The 17,657-nt window shown below is 71.9% G+C and carries 12 protein-coding genes; 11 read left to right on the top strand and 1 reads right to left on the bottom strand.

The window, feature by feature from the left end; genetic code table 11:
- Positions 1-109: 109 nt before the first annotated feature.
- From AB0F71_RS06895 to AB0F71_RS06850, 10 genes are all read left to right on the top strand, one after another.
- On the top strand, positions 110-1,123 hold the full coding sequence (locus tag AB0F71_RS06895; protein ID WP_360229323.1) for a LacI family DNA-binding transcriptional regulator: 1,014 nt from the start codon (positions 110-112) through the stop codon (positions 1,121-1,123).
- A 361-nt stretch (positions 1,124-1,484) separates the two neighbouring features.
- On the top strand, positions 1,485-2,789 hold the full coding sequence (locus AB0F71_RS06890) for an ABC transporter substrate-binding protein (protein ID WP_360229321.1): 1,305 nt from the start codon (positions 1,485-1,487) through the stop codon (positions 2,787-2,789).
- A 189-nt stretch (positions 2,790-2,978) separates the two neighbouring features.
- Complete coding sequence (locus AB0F71_RS06885) at positions 2,979-3,983, top strand: sugar ABC transporter permease (protein WP_360229319.1); 1,005 nt, start codon at positions 2,979-2,981, stop codon at positions 3,981-3,983.
- 16 nt (positions 3,984-3,999) lie between these two features.
- On the top strand, positions 4,000-4,911 hold the full coding sequence (locus AB0F71_RS06880; protein ID WP_360229317.1) for a carbohydrate ABC transporter permease: 912 nt from the start codon (positions 4,000-4,002) through the stop codon (positions 4,909-4,911).
- A gap of 58 nt (positions 4,912-4,969) precedes the next feature.
- Entirely contained in the window at positions 4,970-6,394 is a 1,425-nt protein-coding gene (locus AB0F71_RS06875) for a GH1 family beta-glucosidase (RefSeq protein WP_360229315.1), read from the top strand.
- A 173-nt stretch (positions 6,395-6,567) separates the two neighbouring features.
- A complete protein-coding gene (locus tag AB0F71_RS06870) occupies positions 6,568-7,887 on the top strand; it encodes a DUF6271 family protein (RefSeq protein WP_360229506.1) in 1,320 nt (439 codons plus the stop codon).
- A complete protein-coding gene (locus AB0F71_RS06865; RefSeq protein ID WP_360229313.1) occupies positions 7,881-9,071 on the top strand; it encodes a type III PLP-dependent enzyme in 1,191 nt (396 codons plus the stop codon). The genes AB0F71_RS06870 and AB0F71_RS06865 overlap by 7 nt, the downstream gene beginning before the upstream one ends.
- On the top strand, positions 9,068-9,562 hold the full coding sequence (locus AB0F71_RS06860; protein WP_360229311.1) for a GNAT family N-acetyltransferase: 495 nt from the start codon (positions 9,068-9,070) through the stop codon (positions 9,560-9,562). The genes AB0F71_RS06865 and AB0F71_RS06860 overlap by 4 nt, the downstream gene beginning before the upstream one ends.
- Positions 9,563-10,048: 486 nt before the next feature.
- Positions 10,049-10,969, top strand: a complete 921-nt coding sequence (locus tag AB0F71_RS06855) for a glycoside hydrolase family 11 protein (RefSeq protein ID WP_360229504.1) — start codon at positions 10,049-10,051, stop codon at positions 10,967-10,969.
- A 104-nt stretch (positions 10,970-11,073) separates the two neighbouring features.
- Positions 11,074-12,072, top strand: coding sequence for a non-reducing end alpha-L-arabinofuranosidase family hydrolase (locus AB0F71_RS06850; protein ID WP_360229309.1), 999 nt, complete (start codon positions 11,074-11,076; stop codon positions 12,070-12,072).
- 130 nt (positions 12,073-12,202) lie between these two features.
- On the opposite strand, the gene AB0F71_RS06845 is transcribed toward AB0F71_RS06850, so the two are convergent.
- On the bottom strand, positions 12,203-15,247 hold the full coding sequence (locus AB0F71_RS06845) for a glycoside hydrolase family 2 TIM barrel-domain containing protein (RefSeq protein WP_360229307.1): 3,045 nt from the start codon (positions 15,245-15,247) through the stop codon (positions 12,203-12,205).
- A gap of 217 nt (positions 15,248-15,464) precedes the next feature.
- Between AB0F71_RS06845 and AB0F71_RS06840 the strand changes: the two genes are divergently transcribed.
- A complete protein-coding gene (locus AB0F71_RS06840; RefSeq protein ID WP_360229305.1) occupies positions 15,465-17,630 on the top strand; it encodes a glycoside hydrolase family 9 protein in 2,166 nt (721 codons plus the stop codon).
- Positions 17,631-17,657 lie beyond the last annotated feature (27 nt).

Here is a 17,657-nt window from a genome sequence, read left to right as displayed (position 1 = left end):
CTTTTCCTTGGGCCCGAATCGCTATACAGTCCGGACTGGAAGCGCTTCCAGTCTGGCTGGATGTGAACGGTAACATTGTGCAACGGCTTCAAGTCGAGGTGAAGACACGATGAGGGACGATCCGACGCCCCGAAGGCCCACCCTGGACGAGGTCGCCGAGCGGGCGGGCGTGTCCCGCACCGCGGCGTCCAGGGTGCTGAACAACGCCCCGAACGTGAGCCGCGCCAAGCGCGAGGCGGTCCTGAGCGCGATCAGCGAGCTCGGGTACGTCCCCAACCCGACGGCCCGTGCCCTGGCCACCCAGCAGGCGGGGGCCGTGGCACTGATCATCTCCGGGGAGGACCCGGCGGTGCTGGCCGACCCGTTCTACGGACAGGTCATCGCGGGCGCCTCGACCGTCCTGGAGGAGACCGACCTGCACCTGGTGCTGTGCCTGGCGACCTCCGCCCGGGGGCAGGTCCGGGTCAGGCAGCTGCTGCGGGCGCGGGCGGTGGACGGGGTGATGCTGATGTCCCTGCGCGGGGACGATCCGCTGACCGGCCTGGCCCTGGCCGCCGGCGTCCCCGCCGTCTTCGGGGGAAAGCCGCTGCACCGCGAGGTCCCGTACTACGTCGACGTGGACAACGTGCTCGGCGCCCGGCAGGCGACCGAGCACCTGATCTCCCGCGGCCGCACCCGGATCGCGACCCTCACCGGACCGCTGGACACCGAGGTCGGCCAGGCCCGCAGGCGCGGCTACCTGGAGGCCATGACCCTCGCGGGCCTCCCCTACCGGGCGGAGGAGGGCGGCGACTTCACCGAGCGCGGCGGGGTCGCGGCCATGGAGGCGCTGCTGGCCCGCCATCCGGACCTGGACGCGGTGTTCGCCGCCAACGACAACATGGCGGCCGGAGCCCTGCGGGTGCTGCACCGTGCGGGCCGGGCCGTTCCGACCGAGGTCGCCGTGGCCGGGTTCGACGGTCTGACGGTGTCCGAGAACACCGAGCCACCGCTGACCACGGTCCACCAGCCGATACGGAACCTCGGCCGGGAGATGACCCGCATGCTGCTCGCGCTGATCGCGGGCGAGCGCCCGAGCCCGCTGATCCTGCCCACCACACTGGTCCAGCGCGACTCCACCTGACCCGCCGCCGTCGCACCGCCCGCCCCACCGCACCCAACCGGCACCCCACCGCAACCGACCGCCGACCCACCGCTGCGCCGCCCTGCAGCCCGGCCGGTCGGCCGCGCGCCCGACCGGCCGCACGACAGCCGACGATCCGTCAAGACCACCTCTTGACAGCCGCCCACCACCCGGAGCAGGGTGTCGCTCAGCCGCTTTTGGGAGCGCTCCCATCACACGCTCCGTGTTCTGCGCCCCCGATCACCTTCCGATCACGCCCCCAATCACCCTCCGATCGCCCCCGATCACGCCGTCGACCACGCCCTTCGGGCGGTCCCCCGCTCTCCTCGCGTACCTCCCACCCACCACCCCAGGAGATTCCATGTCCCCGCACCGCCGCTCCCGCAGAACCGCCGCCCTGGTGTCCGCCGTCGCCGTCACCGCGGTGCTGGCGACCGGGTGTTCCTCCTCCGGGTCCGGATCGGACGACGACCCGAACGCCAAGGTCACGCTCAGCGTGGGCGACTACGGCACCTTCGGCTACAAGGAGGCCGGGCTCTTCGACGAGTACATGAAGGCCCACCCCAACATCACCATCACGGAGAACACCACCACCGTGGAGGGCGACTACTGGACCGCCCTCCAGACCCGGCTCTCCGGCGGCGGTCTCGACGACATCCAGGCGCTGGAGGTGAGCCGGATCGCCCTGGCCACCTCCGACCAGCTCAACAACGCGTTCACCGACATGTCCAAGGCCCCGGGCGTCGAGAAGGACGCCTACCTGCCGTGGAAGTGGCAGCAGGCCACCACCTCCGACGGCCGCACCGTCGCCCTCGGCACCGACGTCGGCCCGATGGCGATCTGCTACCGCCAGGACCTGTTCGCCGCCGCCGGCCTGCCCACCGACCCCGCCCAGGTCAGCGCCCTGTGGGCGGGCGACTGGGCGAAGTACGTCGAGGTGGGCCGCCAGTACCAGGCCAAGGCCCCCAAGGGCACCTTCTTCATGGACACCGCCACCGGCCTGTACAACGGCGTGCTCTCCTCCAACTCCGAGCAGTACTACCGGAACGGCAAGCTCGCCTACAAGGACTCGGCCGGCGTGCAGAAGGGCTGGAAGCTGGCTTCCGAAGCCGTCCAGGCCGGAGTCAGCCAGGGGCTCAAGGAGTTCGACACCCCCTGGCAGACGGCCTTCTCCAACTCCACCTTCGCCACCACGGTCTGCCCGTCCTGGCAGCAGGCGAACATCGAGAAGTACTCCGGCCCCGCCAACGCCGGCAAGTGGAACGTCGCGCAGGCGCCCTCCGCCGGCAACTGGGGCGGCTCCTTCCTCGCGGTGCCGTCCTCCGGCAAGCACGTCGCCCAGGCCCAGGCGCTGGCCGTCTGGCTGACCCAGCCCGAGCAGCAGGCCAAGGTCTTCCAGAAGGTCGGCAACATCCCGGCCAACCAGAAGGCGTACGCGCTGCCCGGCGTCACCGACTTCACCAGCCCGTACATCGGCCCGAACGCCCCCACCGGCAAGATCTTCTCCACCGCCGCGAAGGCCATCACGCCGGCCGAGACGGGCCCGCACCACGGCGACCTGCACGGAGCGTTCAGCAACGGCGTGCTGTTGATGGAGCAGAACCACAAGAGCCCCGAGGAGGCGTGGGCCGCCACCGTCAAGCAGGTGGAGAGCACCGTCCAGTAGCCGCGAGCGCGAAGCGCCGTACGGGCCGCAGCCGCACCCGGACCGTACGGCGGCGCGCGACACCACGGGCAGCCGGACCGGCTGCCCGCCCTCGCCCTCGCCCTCGCCCTCTCCCCTGCCCCTGCCCCTGCCCCATCAATGACCGACGCGTCGAGCCACCCGGCGGCCGACACGGCACGGAGGAAACCTGTGGCCACCCCCACCCGCACGGGCCGGAGCGACCCGCCCGGCCCACCGCCCACCACCCCGACCCAGGCCCGCCGCCCGGCGCCGAGCGGCCTGCGCAGCCGCCTGCACCGCTGGGACCACCGCGTCTCGCCCTACGTGTTCGTCGCGCCGTTCTTCCTGGTGTTCGCCGTCTTCGGCCTCTTCCCGCTGCTCTACACCGGCTGGCTGTCACTGCACCGGGTCAGCCTCTACAACGTGGACAAGGCCGACTGGGTCGGGTTCCAGAACTACTGGGACCTGTTCTTCGGCGCGCCGAGCCACTACTTCTGGAACGCCCTGGGCAACACCGTCACCCTCGGCCTGCTGTCCACCGTCCCCCAACTGCTGGCCGCGCTCGGCCTCGCGCACCTGCTCAACTACAAGCTCCCGGCGCGCGGCTTCTTCCGCACCGCGCTGCTCGCGCCGTACGCGACCTCGGTGGCCGCCGCGACCCTGGTGTTCGCGCTGGTCTTCAGCCCCGAGGGCGGCATGGCCAACTGGCTGCTCAGCCTGGTGGGAGCGGGCCCGGTCCGCTGGGAGGCGGGCCCGTGGACCTCGCAGTTCGCCATCTCGGTGATCGTCATCTGGCGGTGGACCGGCTACAACGCGCTGATCTACCTCGCCGCGATGCAGGCGATCCCGCGCGACCTGTACGAGGCCGCCGCGATCGACGGTGCCAGCCGCTGGCAGCAGTTCCGCAACGTCACCATCCCCCAGCTGCGCCCCACCATCCTGTTCACGGTCGTGGTCTCCTTCATCGGGGCCACCCAACTCTTCGGCGAGCCCTACCTGTTCGGCGGCCAGAGCGGCCACCAGGGCGGCGCGGACCACCAGTACGAGACCCTCGGCGTCTTCATGTACGACCAGGGCTTCCACAGCAGCATGCTCGGCCGCGCCTCCGCCATCGCCTGGATCATGTTCGGCCTGCTCCTGCTGGTCGGCCTGGCCAACACCCTCATCGCCCGCCGCCTGCGCTCCGCCAAGTGAGCGGGAAGGAACGCCCATGACCACCGTCCCCGCCTCCGACTCCCCCGCCCGCCGTCTCCGGAAGGGGACGCCCCGGCCGCGTGCCCGGGGTGCGGGCGGCCAGCACCGGGCCGGACCGTTCGCGCTGGCGACACTGATCCTGGTCTCGGTCGCCTCGCTCTTCCCGCTGTACTGGACGCTCGTGGCGGCCTCCAGCGACGGCCACCGGGTGATCGCCACGCCGCCTCCGCTGGTGCCCGGCGGGAACCTGTTCCACAACATCGGCTACGTCTGGGAGCACGCCGGAGCGCGCGGCATGGGCGTGGCGCTGCTCAACTCGACGCTGGTCGCCGGCACCGTCGCGCTCAGTACCGTGGCCTTCTCCGTGCTGGCCGGCTTCGCCTTCGCCAAGCTCCGCTTCCCCGGCCGCGGCGCGCTGCTCGCGCTGGTGGTCTCCACCATGGCGGTGCCGGCCCAGGTCAGCATCGTCCCCCTGTTCATCCTGATGAAGCACCTGGGACTGGGCAACCAGCTCGGCGCGCTGATCCTGCCCACCCTCGTCACCGCCTTCGGCGTGTTCTTCATGCGCCAGTACCTCACCCAGGCCCTGCCCACCGAACTGCTGGAGGCCGCCCGGGTCGACGGTGCGAACTCGCTGCGGGTCGTGTGGCACGTCGTCGTCCCGGTCGCCCGGCCGGCGATGGCGGTGCTGGGCATGCTCACCTTCGTGCAGTCCTGGAACGACTTCCTGTGGCCGATCATCGCCGTGAACGGTGCCGTCAACCCCACCGTCCAGGTCGCCCTGGCCGGGCTGGGCACCGGCTGGTCCACCGACTGGTCGGTCATCACCGCCGGCGCGCTCGTCGGCACCCTGCCGCTGCTGCTGGTGTTCACCGTCTTCGGCCGACAGATCGTCGGCGGCATCACCCAGGGTGCATTGAAGGGCTGACCGTCCGTCACCCCCGCCCCGAGCCCCGTCACCCCCACCTCCTTGGAGCACGAACCCGATGACCGTGACCACCCCGTCCGTCCCCGTCCACCGCGCCCTGCCCGCGGGCTTCGCCTGGGGCGCGGCCACCGCCGCGTACCAGATCGAGGGCGCCGTCACCGAAGGCGGCCGCACCCCCTCCATCTGGGACACCTTCAGCCACACCCCCGGCAGGACCGAGAACGGCGACACCGGCGACACCGCCGTCGACCACTACCACCGCTTCCGCGACGACGTCCGCCTCATGGCCGACCTCGGCCTCACCACCTACCGCTTCTCCCTCGCCTGGCCCCGGATCCAGCCCACCGGACGCGGCCCCGCCTCCCAGGCCGGCCTCGACTTCTACCGCGCCCTCACGGACGAGCTCCTCAGCCACGGCATCACCCCCGTCGCCACCCTCTACCATTGGGACCTCCCCCAGGAGCTGGAGGACGCCGGCGGCTGGCCCCACCGCGACACCGCCCACCGCTTCGCCGAGTACACCGCCCTGGCCGCCGAAGCCCTCGGTGACCGGATCTCCACCTGGACCACCCTCAACGAGCCCTGGTGCAGCGCCTTCCTCGGCTACGGCTCGGGCGTCCACGCCCCCGGCCGTACCGACCCCGCCGACGCCCTCAAGGCCGCCCACCACCTCAACCTCGGCCACGGCCTCGCCGTCGGCGCCCTGCGCGCCGCCCTCCCGGGCGCCTCCCGGATCGCCGTCTCGCTGAACCTGCACGCCGTCCGCCCGCTCAGCGACCACCCCGACGACCTGGCGGCGGCCCGCCGGATCGACGCCGTCGGCAACCGCGTCTTCACCAGCCCCATGTTCAAGGGCCGCTACGACGAGGACCTGCTCAAGGACACCGCCCACCTCGTCAGGTGGGAGGAACTGGTCCACGACGGCGACCTCGCCGAGATCTCCCGCCCCATCGACCTGCTCGGCCTCAACTACTACAACCCCACCGTGGTCTCCTCCGCGGAGAACGCCAGGAACCTCGCGCGCCACGACGGGCACGGTGACAGCCCCCACAGCCCCTGGCCGGGCGCCGAGGACGTCGCCTTCCACCGCGCCAACGACGACCTGACGGCGATGGGCTGGCCGATCGACCCGACCGGGCTCTCCGACACCCTCACCGCCCTGCACCGGGAGTTCGGCCTGCCGCTGCTCGTCACCGAGAACGGCGCCGCCTTCGAGGACGTGCCCGACGCCGACGGCGCCGTCCACGACCCCGAGCGGATCCGCTACCTGGAGAGCCACCTCGGCGCCGTCGCCGACGCCATCGAGGCCGGCGCCGACGTCCGCGGGTACTACCTGTGGTCCCTCCTGGACAACTTCGAGTGGGCGTACGGGTACGGCAAGCGCTTCGGCATCGTCCACGTCGACTACGCCACCCAGCAGCGCACCCCCAAGTCCAGCGCCCACTGGTACTCCCAGGTCATCCGCCGGGGCGGCCTGGCCTGACCCCCGTCTCCGCAGTCAGTCACCCGTCCACGGGTCGTTGCCCGGCATCTGCGGGCCGGGCAAAGGCCCGTGGACGGGGCCCTTCAACCCGAGCGTGAACATCCCCGACGGCACGGGGGCGGCACGGCGCCGTCACGCCGACGAACAGAGGAACACCGTTGACCGCGTCCGGCTTGCGCAAGATCTGCCTGGCCCTGCCCACCCACCGAGAATGCGTCGCCACCATCGCCGCGGTGGCGGCGGAGGCCTCCTACGCCATCGACCGGTTCGACGTCGAGGTCGTGTACGTGATCCTCGACTCCTCCGACCCGGCGACCTTCCGTCGGCACGCCGCCGCCGTCGACGCCCTCCCCAGCACGGCGAAGCTCACCGTGCTGCACCTCGACGAGGAGCGGCAACGCGACTTCCTGTCCGGGGTGGTCGCCCGCTCCGGGCACCCGCAGCCGGAGCTGATCATGGACCTCATGCTGCCGAAGGCGGTCTCCTACGGGGCGTGCACCAATCGTGCCTTCCTGATCGCGGCTTCGCTGGGCTGCGACTCGGTGCACCGGCGCGACTCGGACATCGAGTTCCAGAAGCACGCCATCGGCCCGGTCTTCCCCGTGCACCACGAACTGATCGCGCTGGGCAGGCCGGCCGCCGAAGTCGCGGCGTACGTCAGCGAGGTGGATCTCGACCCGGCCGACCGGGACAAGCCCGTGGTGACCGTCGGCGCCTCCTACGTCGGCGAGATGTCGGTCGACATCGCGGAGATCAAGCAGCTGAACCCGCAGGCGTACTACCACATCGTCAGCCTCTGGGCCGCCGAGGGCACCACGGAGGAGGACAAGCGCGCGCTCGTCGCGGAGTCGTTCACGGGGGCCGCCGACGAGCCGTTCGTCCAGGACCACTCGATCCTCTGCCTCGTCGACCCGATGCGGGTCGACATGGGCAACATCAGCTACCACCGGGTGCACGAGGAGATCCCGTTGCCGCCGATGACCGAGACCATCGGCAGCGACTACTTCCTCATCCACCTGGTCCCGGACAGCCGCCTCCCCGGTGTGCTCCACAACCGGCACGTCGTCAACCTGCACACGCCCGACCGGAAGACGGACGCGGCCTTCCACCCCTACCACCTCCGGCTGGCGAAGTTCTTCCTGTCGATGCGCTACCTCCATGTGATCTACCAGCGCATGCGGGAGGAGGGGCAGCGCCTGCTCGGCCCCGGGTACCGGATCCGCGCCGAACGCATCGCCGCCATCGTCCGGGAGGCCGCCCGGCTCGATCAGGCACCGAACATCCGGCGGCTCGACCAGCTCGAACTGGCGTACCGGACGCTGGGCGGACGCTATGCGGTCTTCGCCGAACGCCTCGGGGCGTGCCGCGACCAGCTCCTCGCCGAGGCCGAGCGGGACATGACGGACTTCGCCCTGCTGATCGACGCCTGGGCCGGCCTGGTCGCCGCGGCCAAGGCGGCGGGCCGGCCCGCCGGGGAGTCCGGCCGATGCTGATCAGCTCCGAGTTGCGAACCGCTCTGACGGCGGCCACCGAGGACGAGATCCTCTTCGATCTCGCCGCCGTCGACACCGGCCTGGCCCGCCTCCTCCGTCAACTCCCGGGCGTGGAGGTGCGCTTCGCCGTCAAGGCGTGCCCGGTCGACGAGGTGCTGGAGGTGCTGGCCCGCGGCGGTGCGGGCTTCGACGCCGCGAGCCCGCACGAGATCGCCCAGGCACTGCGCACGGGCGGTGACGCCCGTCTGATCCACTACGGCAACACCGTCAAGTCGGATCAGGACATCGCCGCCGCCCACCGCATGGGGGTGCGCGAGTTCGCCACCGACAGCGTTCCGGACGTACGGGCCATCGCCGCGCACGCCCCCGGGGCGCGGGTGTTCTGCCGCCTCGCCACCACCGGCGCGGGCGCCCTGTGGCCGTTGAACGGAAAGCACGGGTGCAGCCCGCAGGACGCGGCGACCGTGCTGGAGACGGCCCGTGCGTACGGCCTCACCCCGAGCGGACTGTCCCTGCACGTGGGATCCCAGCAGATGGACCCGGGCGCGTGGAGATCCGCCGTCACCGCACTCACCGAGGCGATCGCCGTGCTGCGGGAGCGCGGCATCCACCTCGACCACGTCAATCTCGGCGGAGGCCTGCCCGCCCTCGGCTACCGCGACCGGCAGGGGAAACCGCTGCGCCCCGACCTGGACGGCATCCTCGCGGAGCTGCGGGACGGCATTCGGCGGCTCCGCCTCGCGAGCGCACGCCCGCTTCGCTTCGTCCTCGAACCGGGCCGCCACCTCGTCGCCGACCACGGCGTGATCCGGGCCCGCGTCGTGCGCCTCACCGAGCGCCAGCAGAGCGACGGGAAGCGCCGGCACTGGCTCTACCTCAGCTGCGGCCGGTTCAACGGGCTCTACGAGATGGACCAGGTGCAGTACCCGCTGGTCTTCCCGACGCATCGCGGCGGCCCCACGGTACCGGCCGTCATCGCCGGTCCGACCTGCGACAGCGACGACGCGTACGCGGCAGCGCATCCCGTCCCGGTGCCCGCCGCCGTCACCTCGGGCGACCCGGTGTGGATCCTGACGGCCGGCGCCTACTCGGTCAGCTATCTGACCAGCGGATTCAACGGCTTCCCGCCGCTGCCCCACCGCGCCGTGCGCGCCGCTGTCCTGGACGAGGCGGGCAGCCGATGACCGTCGAGCCCCGTCCCGTCACCGAGGAGGACTGGCCCGGCATCGTGGCGCTGGAGACCCAGACCTATGCGGGAAGCGGCCTGTCGGAGTCACCGGAGGCTCTCCTGAGCCGGACGAACCGGAGCACCTCCTACGTCCTCGCGGACGGACGGCGGATCCTGGGCTACGCCCTGTCCCTGCCGTACCCCCGGTTCCGCTTCCCCGATCTGGCCCACGCCGACACGACGCCCTTCGTCTCCACCAACCTGCACCTGCACGACCTCGTCATCGGACCCGGCCACCGCCGACTGGGGCTGGGCGGGCGGCTCCTGGACCATCTGCTGGCCGAGGCGGGCCGGCAGGCGTACGAGGTGGTGTCGCTCGTCGCCGTGGGGGACGCCGCCGGTTTCTGGGCGGCGCGCGGCTTCCTCCGGCATCCCGAGATCACGCTGCCGGCCGCGTACGGCCCGGGGGCGACGTACATGTCCCGGCTCCTCCGAGCAGAGGACTGAGCGGAGGGCACGGCGATCGCGTGGCCGAAACTTTCGGGGCATGGCATGGCGCTTTCGTCAAGTTGGTCGCAGAAAAATGCCCTGGTGAACGTGAGTTCAGCTGGTGTGCATCGCCGTCACCGGCCTGACCTGCGCATTCACGGGAGGGGTACGGCCGAGGGCGGAACGAATCTGTCGCTCCTCCTGTCGAAAGTGTTGACACCTTGTCGGGAGCAGGCCAACACTGTCGCCGTCGGCACGTCCCAGCGGCGCCTCGGATCGATCGACGCCGCCCGTCCGCCAACTGCTGGCGGACGCAGGCGTGTTGACGACAGGTCGGTTCTGCGCGTTTCGCCGGGCGACGGCACCCACCCCTTCGCGGCCGCCCGGCGGCTCAGGACCGCCACCACCCCCATCCCCCCGACAGGACGGATCACGCTCGTGAACCTCCCCCTCTCCCGGAGCCGCAGGATCGGCCGCCGCTGGCGGCTCGCAGGCAAGGCCCGCATGCTCGCACCGGCCCTCGCGGTCGTCCTGATCACGCCCGGCACCGCCGAGGCCGCGACCGTCACCACGAACCAGACGGGCACCGACGGCGGATACTTCTACTCGTTCTGGACCGAGGGCAGCGGCGCGGCCTCGATGTCCCTGAACGGCGGCGGCAACTACGGGACCTCGTGGTCCAACGCGGGCAACTTCGTCGCCGGCAAGGGCTGGAGCACCGGATCCCGCAACCCGGTGTCCTACTCGGGCACGTGGAGCACCAACGGCAACGCCTACCTGTCGCTCTACGGCTGGACCACCAACCCTCTCGTCGAGTACTACATCGTCGAGAACTACGGCTCCTACAAGCCCACCGGCACCTACAAGGGCACCGTCACCACCGACGGCGACACCTACGACGTCTACGAGACGACGCGCTACAACGCCCCCTCCATCGAAGGCATCAAGACCTTCAACCAGTACTGGAGCGTCCGCCGGGCCAAGCGGACCGGCGGGACCATCACCGTCGGAAACCACTTCGACGCGTGGGCCAGGTCCGGCATGAACCTCGGCACGATGAACTACGAGATCCTGGCCACCGAGGGCTACCAGAGCAGCGGCAACTCCAACATCACGCTGGGCACCACCACCGGCGGGGGCGGCGGGGGCGGCGGCGCGGGCGGCTGCACCGCGACGCTGTCGGCCGGCTCCTCGTGGAGCGACCGCTACAACCTGAACGTCTCGGTCACCGGCACCAGCGCCTGGAAGGTGACCGTGCACGTCCCCGCCCCGGAGACGGTCAGCTCGACCTGGAACGTCAACGCGTCCTACCCCGACGCCCGGACGCTGGTCGCCACTCCCAACGGCGCGGGCGACAACTGGGGCATGACCATCATGAAGAACGGCAGCACCACCTGGCCGACGGTCTCCTGCGACAAGAGCTGACCCACGGTGCCGGATCCCCGCCGCACGACGACGGTCGCGCGCACCGTTGTGAGCGCTCACACACCGTCTCCGACCGCCCGTCCGTTCACCCAGGAGGTTTCCCCTTGCGCAAGCACCTGTCCGTGATGCTCACCGCCCTGACCGCCGCGGCTGCGCTCGTCGCCCCCGCGCAGGCGGCCGTTCCGGCGGCCGCCGGCTGCGCCCTTCCGTCGACGTACCACTGGTCCTCGACGGGCGCGCTGGCGCAGCCCGCCCACGGCTGGGCCTCGCTGAAGGACTTCACCAACGTCACGTACAACGGCAAGCACCTGGTCTACGCGTCGAACGTGAACGGGAAGTCCTACGGCTCGATGGCGTTCAGCCCCTTCGGCGACTGGTCGGGCATGGCCTCCGCCCCGCAGACCGGGATGAACCAGGCCGCCGTGGCACCGACGATCTTCTACTTCGCGCCCAAGAAGATCTGGGTGCTCGCCTACCAGTGGGGCGCCTGGCCGTTCATCTACCGCACCTCCAGCGACCCGACCAACCCCAACGGCTGGTCCGCGCCGCAGCCCCTGTTCACCGGCAGCATCCCGAACTCCGGCACCGGCCCGATCGACCAGACCCTGATCGCCGACGACCACAACATCTACCTGTTCTTCGCCGGCGACAACGGCAGCATCTACCGGGCCAGCATGCCCATCGGCAACTTCCCCGGCAACTTCGGCTCCTCCTACACCACCGTCATGACCGACACGGTGAAGAACCTCTTCGAAGCACCCCAGGTCTACAAGGTCAAGGACCGGAACCAGTACCTCATGATCGTCGAAGCCCGCGGCGCCAACGAGCAACGCTACTTCCGCTCCTTCACCGCCACCAGCCTCAACGGCACCTGGACCCCCCAAGCCGCCACCGAGAACAACCCCTTCGCCGGCAAAGCCAACAGCGGCACCACCTGGACCAACGACATCAGCCACGGCGACCTCGTCCGCAACAACCCCGACCAGACCATGACCATCGACCCCTGCAACCTCCAACTCCTGTACCAGGGCATGACCCCCGGCTCCACCGCCCCCTACGACCAACTCCCCTGGCGCCCCGCCCTCCTCACCCTGCGACGCTGACCGGAACGGGCCCGCCCGTGACGGGCGGGCCCGTTGCGGACCGCTCGCACCGATCCGTGGTGGCCTGCGCCGGCGGGCACCACGGGAAGCACCCGGCCGCCGTACCCACGGTGGCCGGGTGCTTCCGGTGTCACGACCGCCGGATCGGCGTGAGGAGGAGGGTGAAGTCGACGGTGCCGAGTTCGAGCCGGTGCTCCGGCAGCACGCCGGGGCCGCACGCGGCGCTGCCCAGGCCGTGGACGGCGTGGTCGGTGTGCAGGTGGACCACCGGCCCCGGGGCCAGCTCCGTCCGGTGCCGGGCCTCGGCGAGCTGCCGGTCGGTCCAGCGGCGGGCGGAGAGGTGGAAGAGCTCCTCGCCCTGGACGCGGACGGCTCCCGCTGCCCCGTCGCTGATCTCGGCCCACCGCACGTCCGCCCGGTTGCCGTTCTCCTGCGGGCGCACGTAGGGCGTCTGCAACTGGTCGACCGTGGCGCGGAAGCGTCCCACCCGGGCCGCGTGCCGCAAGTCGGGGTACGCCTCGCCGGGCCCCGCGCCGAACCACTCGACGAGCGACCAGTCGGCGGGCAGCTGCCAGTCGAGGCCGATCCGGGCCAGCGAACGCGATGCGCCCCGGCGGACCAGTTCCCGGAACTCCCCGGGCGGCAGGGCCGCGTCCACCAGGCTCTCGGCCTCGTGGTCCTCCCGCTCGGGCCAGTGGCCGACCGGCTCGGCGTGCACGCGCAGCCGCAGGCTCGTCCCGTCGCTGCTCCAGCGGTACGTCGTCAGGTAGCCGCAGCTGACCGCGGCGGCGGCGCTGCGGACCACGACGGTCAGGCCGTCGGCGCCAGGGGTGACGGAGACCGTGCGGTGGCGCAGCCGGTCCAGGCCGCGGGCCTTCCAGTAGGCGGCGTCCTGCTGGGACCAGCCGCGGTCGTTGTCGGTGGGAGCGCGCCACAGGTTCAAGCGCGGTCCCTGGAGGGGCAGTTCGCCGAGGCCGAGCAGGAGCCCGGTGTCGGGGTCGAAGCGGCCCGGGCCGAGCCGGACGCTCCCGTCCTCGGTGTGAGCGCTCACCAGAAGCCCCTCCGGACGGCTGCGGTCCGGTGCGGAGCGCGGGAGCTGGCCCCAGGCGACGACGTGCCCCTCGGGAGCCCAGTCGGTGGCCTTGGCCAGCTCCGCCCGTACGGTGAGCCAGAGTTCGCCCTCCCCGTCCTCCCCCTCCCCGTTCTCCCCCGGGGGCAGGTCGGGCGCGGGCAGCGGCAGCCGGCCGCGTTCCCCGGGGGCCAGCCTCGGGGTGGGCAGCTCGCCCCGGGTCAGCTCGGTGCCCTCGCGCTCCAGCGACCAGGTGAACCGCAGATGGGACAGGTCCAGCACCTGGTAGCGGTTCTCCACGCTCAGCGTCCCGGGCTCCGGGCCGGGGCCGATGCGCACCGGGGCGTTGACCCTGGCGTACTCCAGCAGGCCCGGGGAGGGGGTGCGGTCGGGGAAGACCAGGCCGTCGCAGATGAAGTTGCCGTCGTGCAGGTCCTCGCCGAAGTCGCCGCCGTAGCCGAAGAATTCGCGCCCCTCGGCGTCGTACGTTCGCAGGCCCTGGTCGATCCACTCCCACACCCAGCCGCCCTGCACCCGCGGGTATTCGTCGCACAGCCGCTCGTACTCGGCGAGGGCGCCCGGGCCGTTGCCCATCGCGTGGGCGAACTCGGTGAGCAGGTACGGCTTACGGTTGCGCGGATCGTCCGCCGGGTCGCCGGACCCGGCCCGCGCGGGGTACGAGATCTCGCCCGGGAGCAGTTCCCCGCGCCCGATCCGCGCCACGGCCGCGGGCGTGCGGTACATCTCGCCGAACACGTCGGTGTACTCGGCGAGCCGGTCGCCCTCGTAGTGGACCGGGCGCGAGGGGTCGCGCCGGTGGAGCCAGTCGGCCATCGCCCGCAGGTTCCGGCCGTCCCCCGCCTCGTTGCCCAGCGACCAGAGGATGACGCTCGGGCGGTTCTTGTCCCGCTCGACCGTGCGCTCGATGCGGTCCAGGCAGGCGGTGCGCCAGCGGGGGTCGTCGCAGGGGTTGCGCTGCCAGCGTTCCTGGTCGGCGTACTCGAACCCGTGGGTCTCCAGGTCGCACTCGAGCACGACGTACAGCCCGAGTTCGTCGCACAGGTCGAGGAAGGCGGGGTGCGGCGGGTAGTGGGAGGTGCGGACGGAGTTGATGTTGTGCCGCTTCATCAGCTCCACGTCGCGGCGCATGGTCTCCAGGGAGAGGGTGCGGCCGTGGTCGGGGTCGAACTCGTGCCGGTTGACCCCGCGCAGCACGACGCGGCGCCCGTTGACCCGGAGCACGCCGTGCTCGTCCACGGCGACGGTGCGGAACCCGAACCGGACCCGGACGCGTTCGGTCGCCGTGGCCAGCTCGGCCTCGTACAGGTGCGGGTCCTCCGCGCTCCACGGCCGTACCTCCGGGAGCCGGAACCCGCCCTCGGCCGGCCGGTCGTCGATCCCGAGGTCCGGCACGGTGATCCGCACTGGCGCGTCCGTGTCCACGCTCACCCGCAGGAGGCCCGCCCCGGTGGCCGCGTCGTAGTCGGCCCGGACGAAGGCGTCCCGGATGCCGCCGGCCGGGCGGGCGAGCAACCGGACGTCGCGGAAGATGCCCGACAGGCGCCAGGTGTCCTGGTCCTCCAGGTACGTGCCGGCGGAGAACTGGTGCACCCTGACCGCCAGCACGTTGCGCCCCGGCCGCAGCGCGGCGGTCACGTCGAACTCCACCGGCAGGCGGCTGCCGTACGTCACCCCGAGTTCCGTCCCGTTCAGCCAGACCCGGGCGCAGGAGTCCACACCCTCGAAGCGCACCACGGCGGGCACACCGTCCCAGGACCCGGGCAGGTCGAAGACCCGGCGGTAGTCCCCGGTCTCGTTCTCGTCCGGGACGAACGGCGGGTCCAGGGGGATGGGGTAGGAGACGTTGACGTAGACCGGCCGGCCGTGGCCGCGCAGCTGCCAGTGCGAGGGGACGGGCAGGGCGCCCCAGGAGCCGTCGTCGAACTCCGGCTCCTGGAAGCCGTCCGGTTCGCCGCGCAGCGTGGGCGAGAAGCGGAAGGCCCACGGCCCGTTGAGATCGATCACAGGAGCGTCGGAATCCAGGACCGCACGCGGGGCGAGCCCGCCACGGCCGATCGCGAAGTCCTCGAAGTAGCGTGCCGACATGCGGAATTCCTCCGGAGGGTCTCGGCTGATGCGCGCGACCGTACTATCGAAGGCTTCTTCCGGGAAGTACCGCCCCGGGCGGTCCGGAGTCGGGATCCATTCCGTCCCCATGTCTTGACGCGCCCCTGCGGGGCTGGCTTGATGGAGCCTTGGGAGCGCTCCCAGTCTCGCGGATGCCCGTTTCCCACCCCCACCCCCACCCATGGAAGGCTCCCCCGTGCCTCCTGTCACCTCGCGCCGCGGCGGGCCGCGGCGCGTCGTCGCCTTACTGACCGGTCTCGCCCTGGCCGCGGGCGGTACGGCCTCGGCCGCGTTCACGGCGAGCCCCGCCCACGCGGCCGCGCCGGTCGCCGCCGCCACCGACTCCCCCGTCCGGGTCAACCAGCTCGGCTACCTGCCCGACGGCCCCAAGCGGGCCACCGTGGTCAGCTCCGCGACCGCCCCGCTGGCCTGGCAGCTGCGCGACGCCTCCGGCGCGCAGGTCGCCTCGGGCACCACCGTCCCGTACGGCGCCGACCAGGCGTCCGGCCAGTCCACCCACCTGGTGGACTTCGGCGCCTACACCGGCACCGGAACCGGTTTCACCCTGGTCGTCGGCGGCCGGGCCAGCCACCCCTTCGCCATCTCGGCAGCGCTGTACGACGGCCTCCGCTCCGACAGCATGTCGTTCTTCTACCAGCAGCGCAGCGGCATCGCGATCGACGCCGCCCTGGCGGGCAGCGCCTACGCCCGCCCGGCCGGCCACCTGGGCGTCGCGCCGAACAAGGGCGACACCAACGTGCCCTGCCAGGCCGGGGTCTGCAACTACACCCTGGACGTCCGCGGCGGCTGGTACGACGCCGGCGACCAGGGCAAGTACGTGGTCAACGGCGGCATCGCGACCTGGGAACTGGTCAACTCCTTCGAACGGGCCCACCGTTCGGGCGGGGACGCGGCGCTCGGCGACTCGACGCTGCGGATACCGGAGCGTGGCAACGGCGTGCCGGACGTGCTGGACGAGGCCCGCTGGGAGCTGGAGTTCCTGATGCGGATGCAGGTCCCGGCCGACCAGCCGATGGCCGGAATGGCCTTCCACAAGGTGCACGACGCCCACTGGACCGCCCTGCCGACCCGCCCCGAACTCGACCCCGAGCAACGCGAGTTGCACAAGCCCTCGACCGCGGCCACCCTGAACCTGGCCGCCACCGGCGCCCAGTGCGCCCGGGTGTACGCCCCGTACGACGCCGCCTTCGCCGCCCGCTGTCTGGACGCCGCGCGCCGTGCCTGGGCGGCGGCCAAGGCCAATCCGGCCGTGTTCGCCCCGGCGACCGACAGCACCGGTGGCGGCGCGTACGAGGACGCCGACGTCTCCGACGAGTTCTACTGGGCGGCGGCCGAACTCCTCGCCACCACCGGCGAGTCGCAGTACCGGGACGCCGTGACCTCCTCCCCCCACCACACCGAACCCGTCGACGCGTTCTGGTGGGGCGGCACCGCGACGCTCGGGCGGATCACCCTCGCCACCGTCCCCGGCGTGGCCCTGCCCGCCGACGACATCGCCCGGCTGCGCGGCCTGCTGACCTCCGCGGCCGACGGCTACCTCACCACCATGGCGGGCCAGGGCTACGCCGTGCCGATCCCCGCCGACGGCTATGTGTGGGGCTCCAACAGCGCGGTCCTCAACAATGCGATGACCATCGCCGTCGCCTACGAGCTGACCGGTCAGCAGCGCTACCGCACGGGAGCGCTGGAGTCCCTGGACTACCTGCTGGGCCGCAACGCCCTGGACCACTCGTACGTCACCGGCTACGGCCCGCGCGCCTCCGAGAACCAGCACCACCGGTTCTGGGCGCACCAGAACGACCCCTCGCTGCCGCACCCGCCGGCGGGTTCCCTGGCGGGCGGGCCGGACAAGGGCCTGGAGGACCCGGTGTCGAAGGCCCAACTGCAGGGCTGCGCACCGGCGGCGTGCTACGTGGACGACATCGGCTCGTACTCGACCAACGAGGTGGCGGTCAACTGGAACGCCTCCCTGGCGTGGCTCGCGGCCTTCGCCGCCGAGCGGCGGCCGGGGCCGGTGCCGCCCACGGGGTCCTGCGCGGTGGCGTACAAGGTCGACAGCGCCTGGAGCAACGGGTTCACGGCGACGGTCACCGTCACGAACACCGGCACCTCCGCCGTCCCCGGGTGGACCCTCGGCTGGAGCTTCGCCGGTGACCAGCGGATCTCCAACGCGTGGAACGCGACGGTGGCCCAGTCGGGCGGCGCCGTCACCGCCCGGGACTCCGGCTGGAACGGCACGCTGCCGCCCGGAGCGAGTGCGAGCTTCGGCTTCCAGGCGACGTACTCCACCGCCAACCCCGCCCCGGCCCTCTTCACCCTGAACGGCGCCGCCTGCGCCTGAGCACGGCCCCTTGGGCGGGCGGTCGGC

It is taken from the genome of Kitasatospora sp. NPDC028055, from assembly GCF_040637885.1.
In the GTDB taxonomy this organism is placed as follows: Bacteria; Actinomycetota; Actinomycetes; order Streptomycetales; family Streptomycetaceae; genus Kitasatospora.
This window is presented reverse-complemented; position numbering and strand designations above follow the sequence as displayed.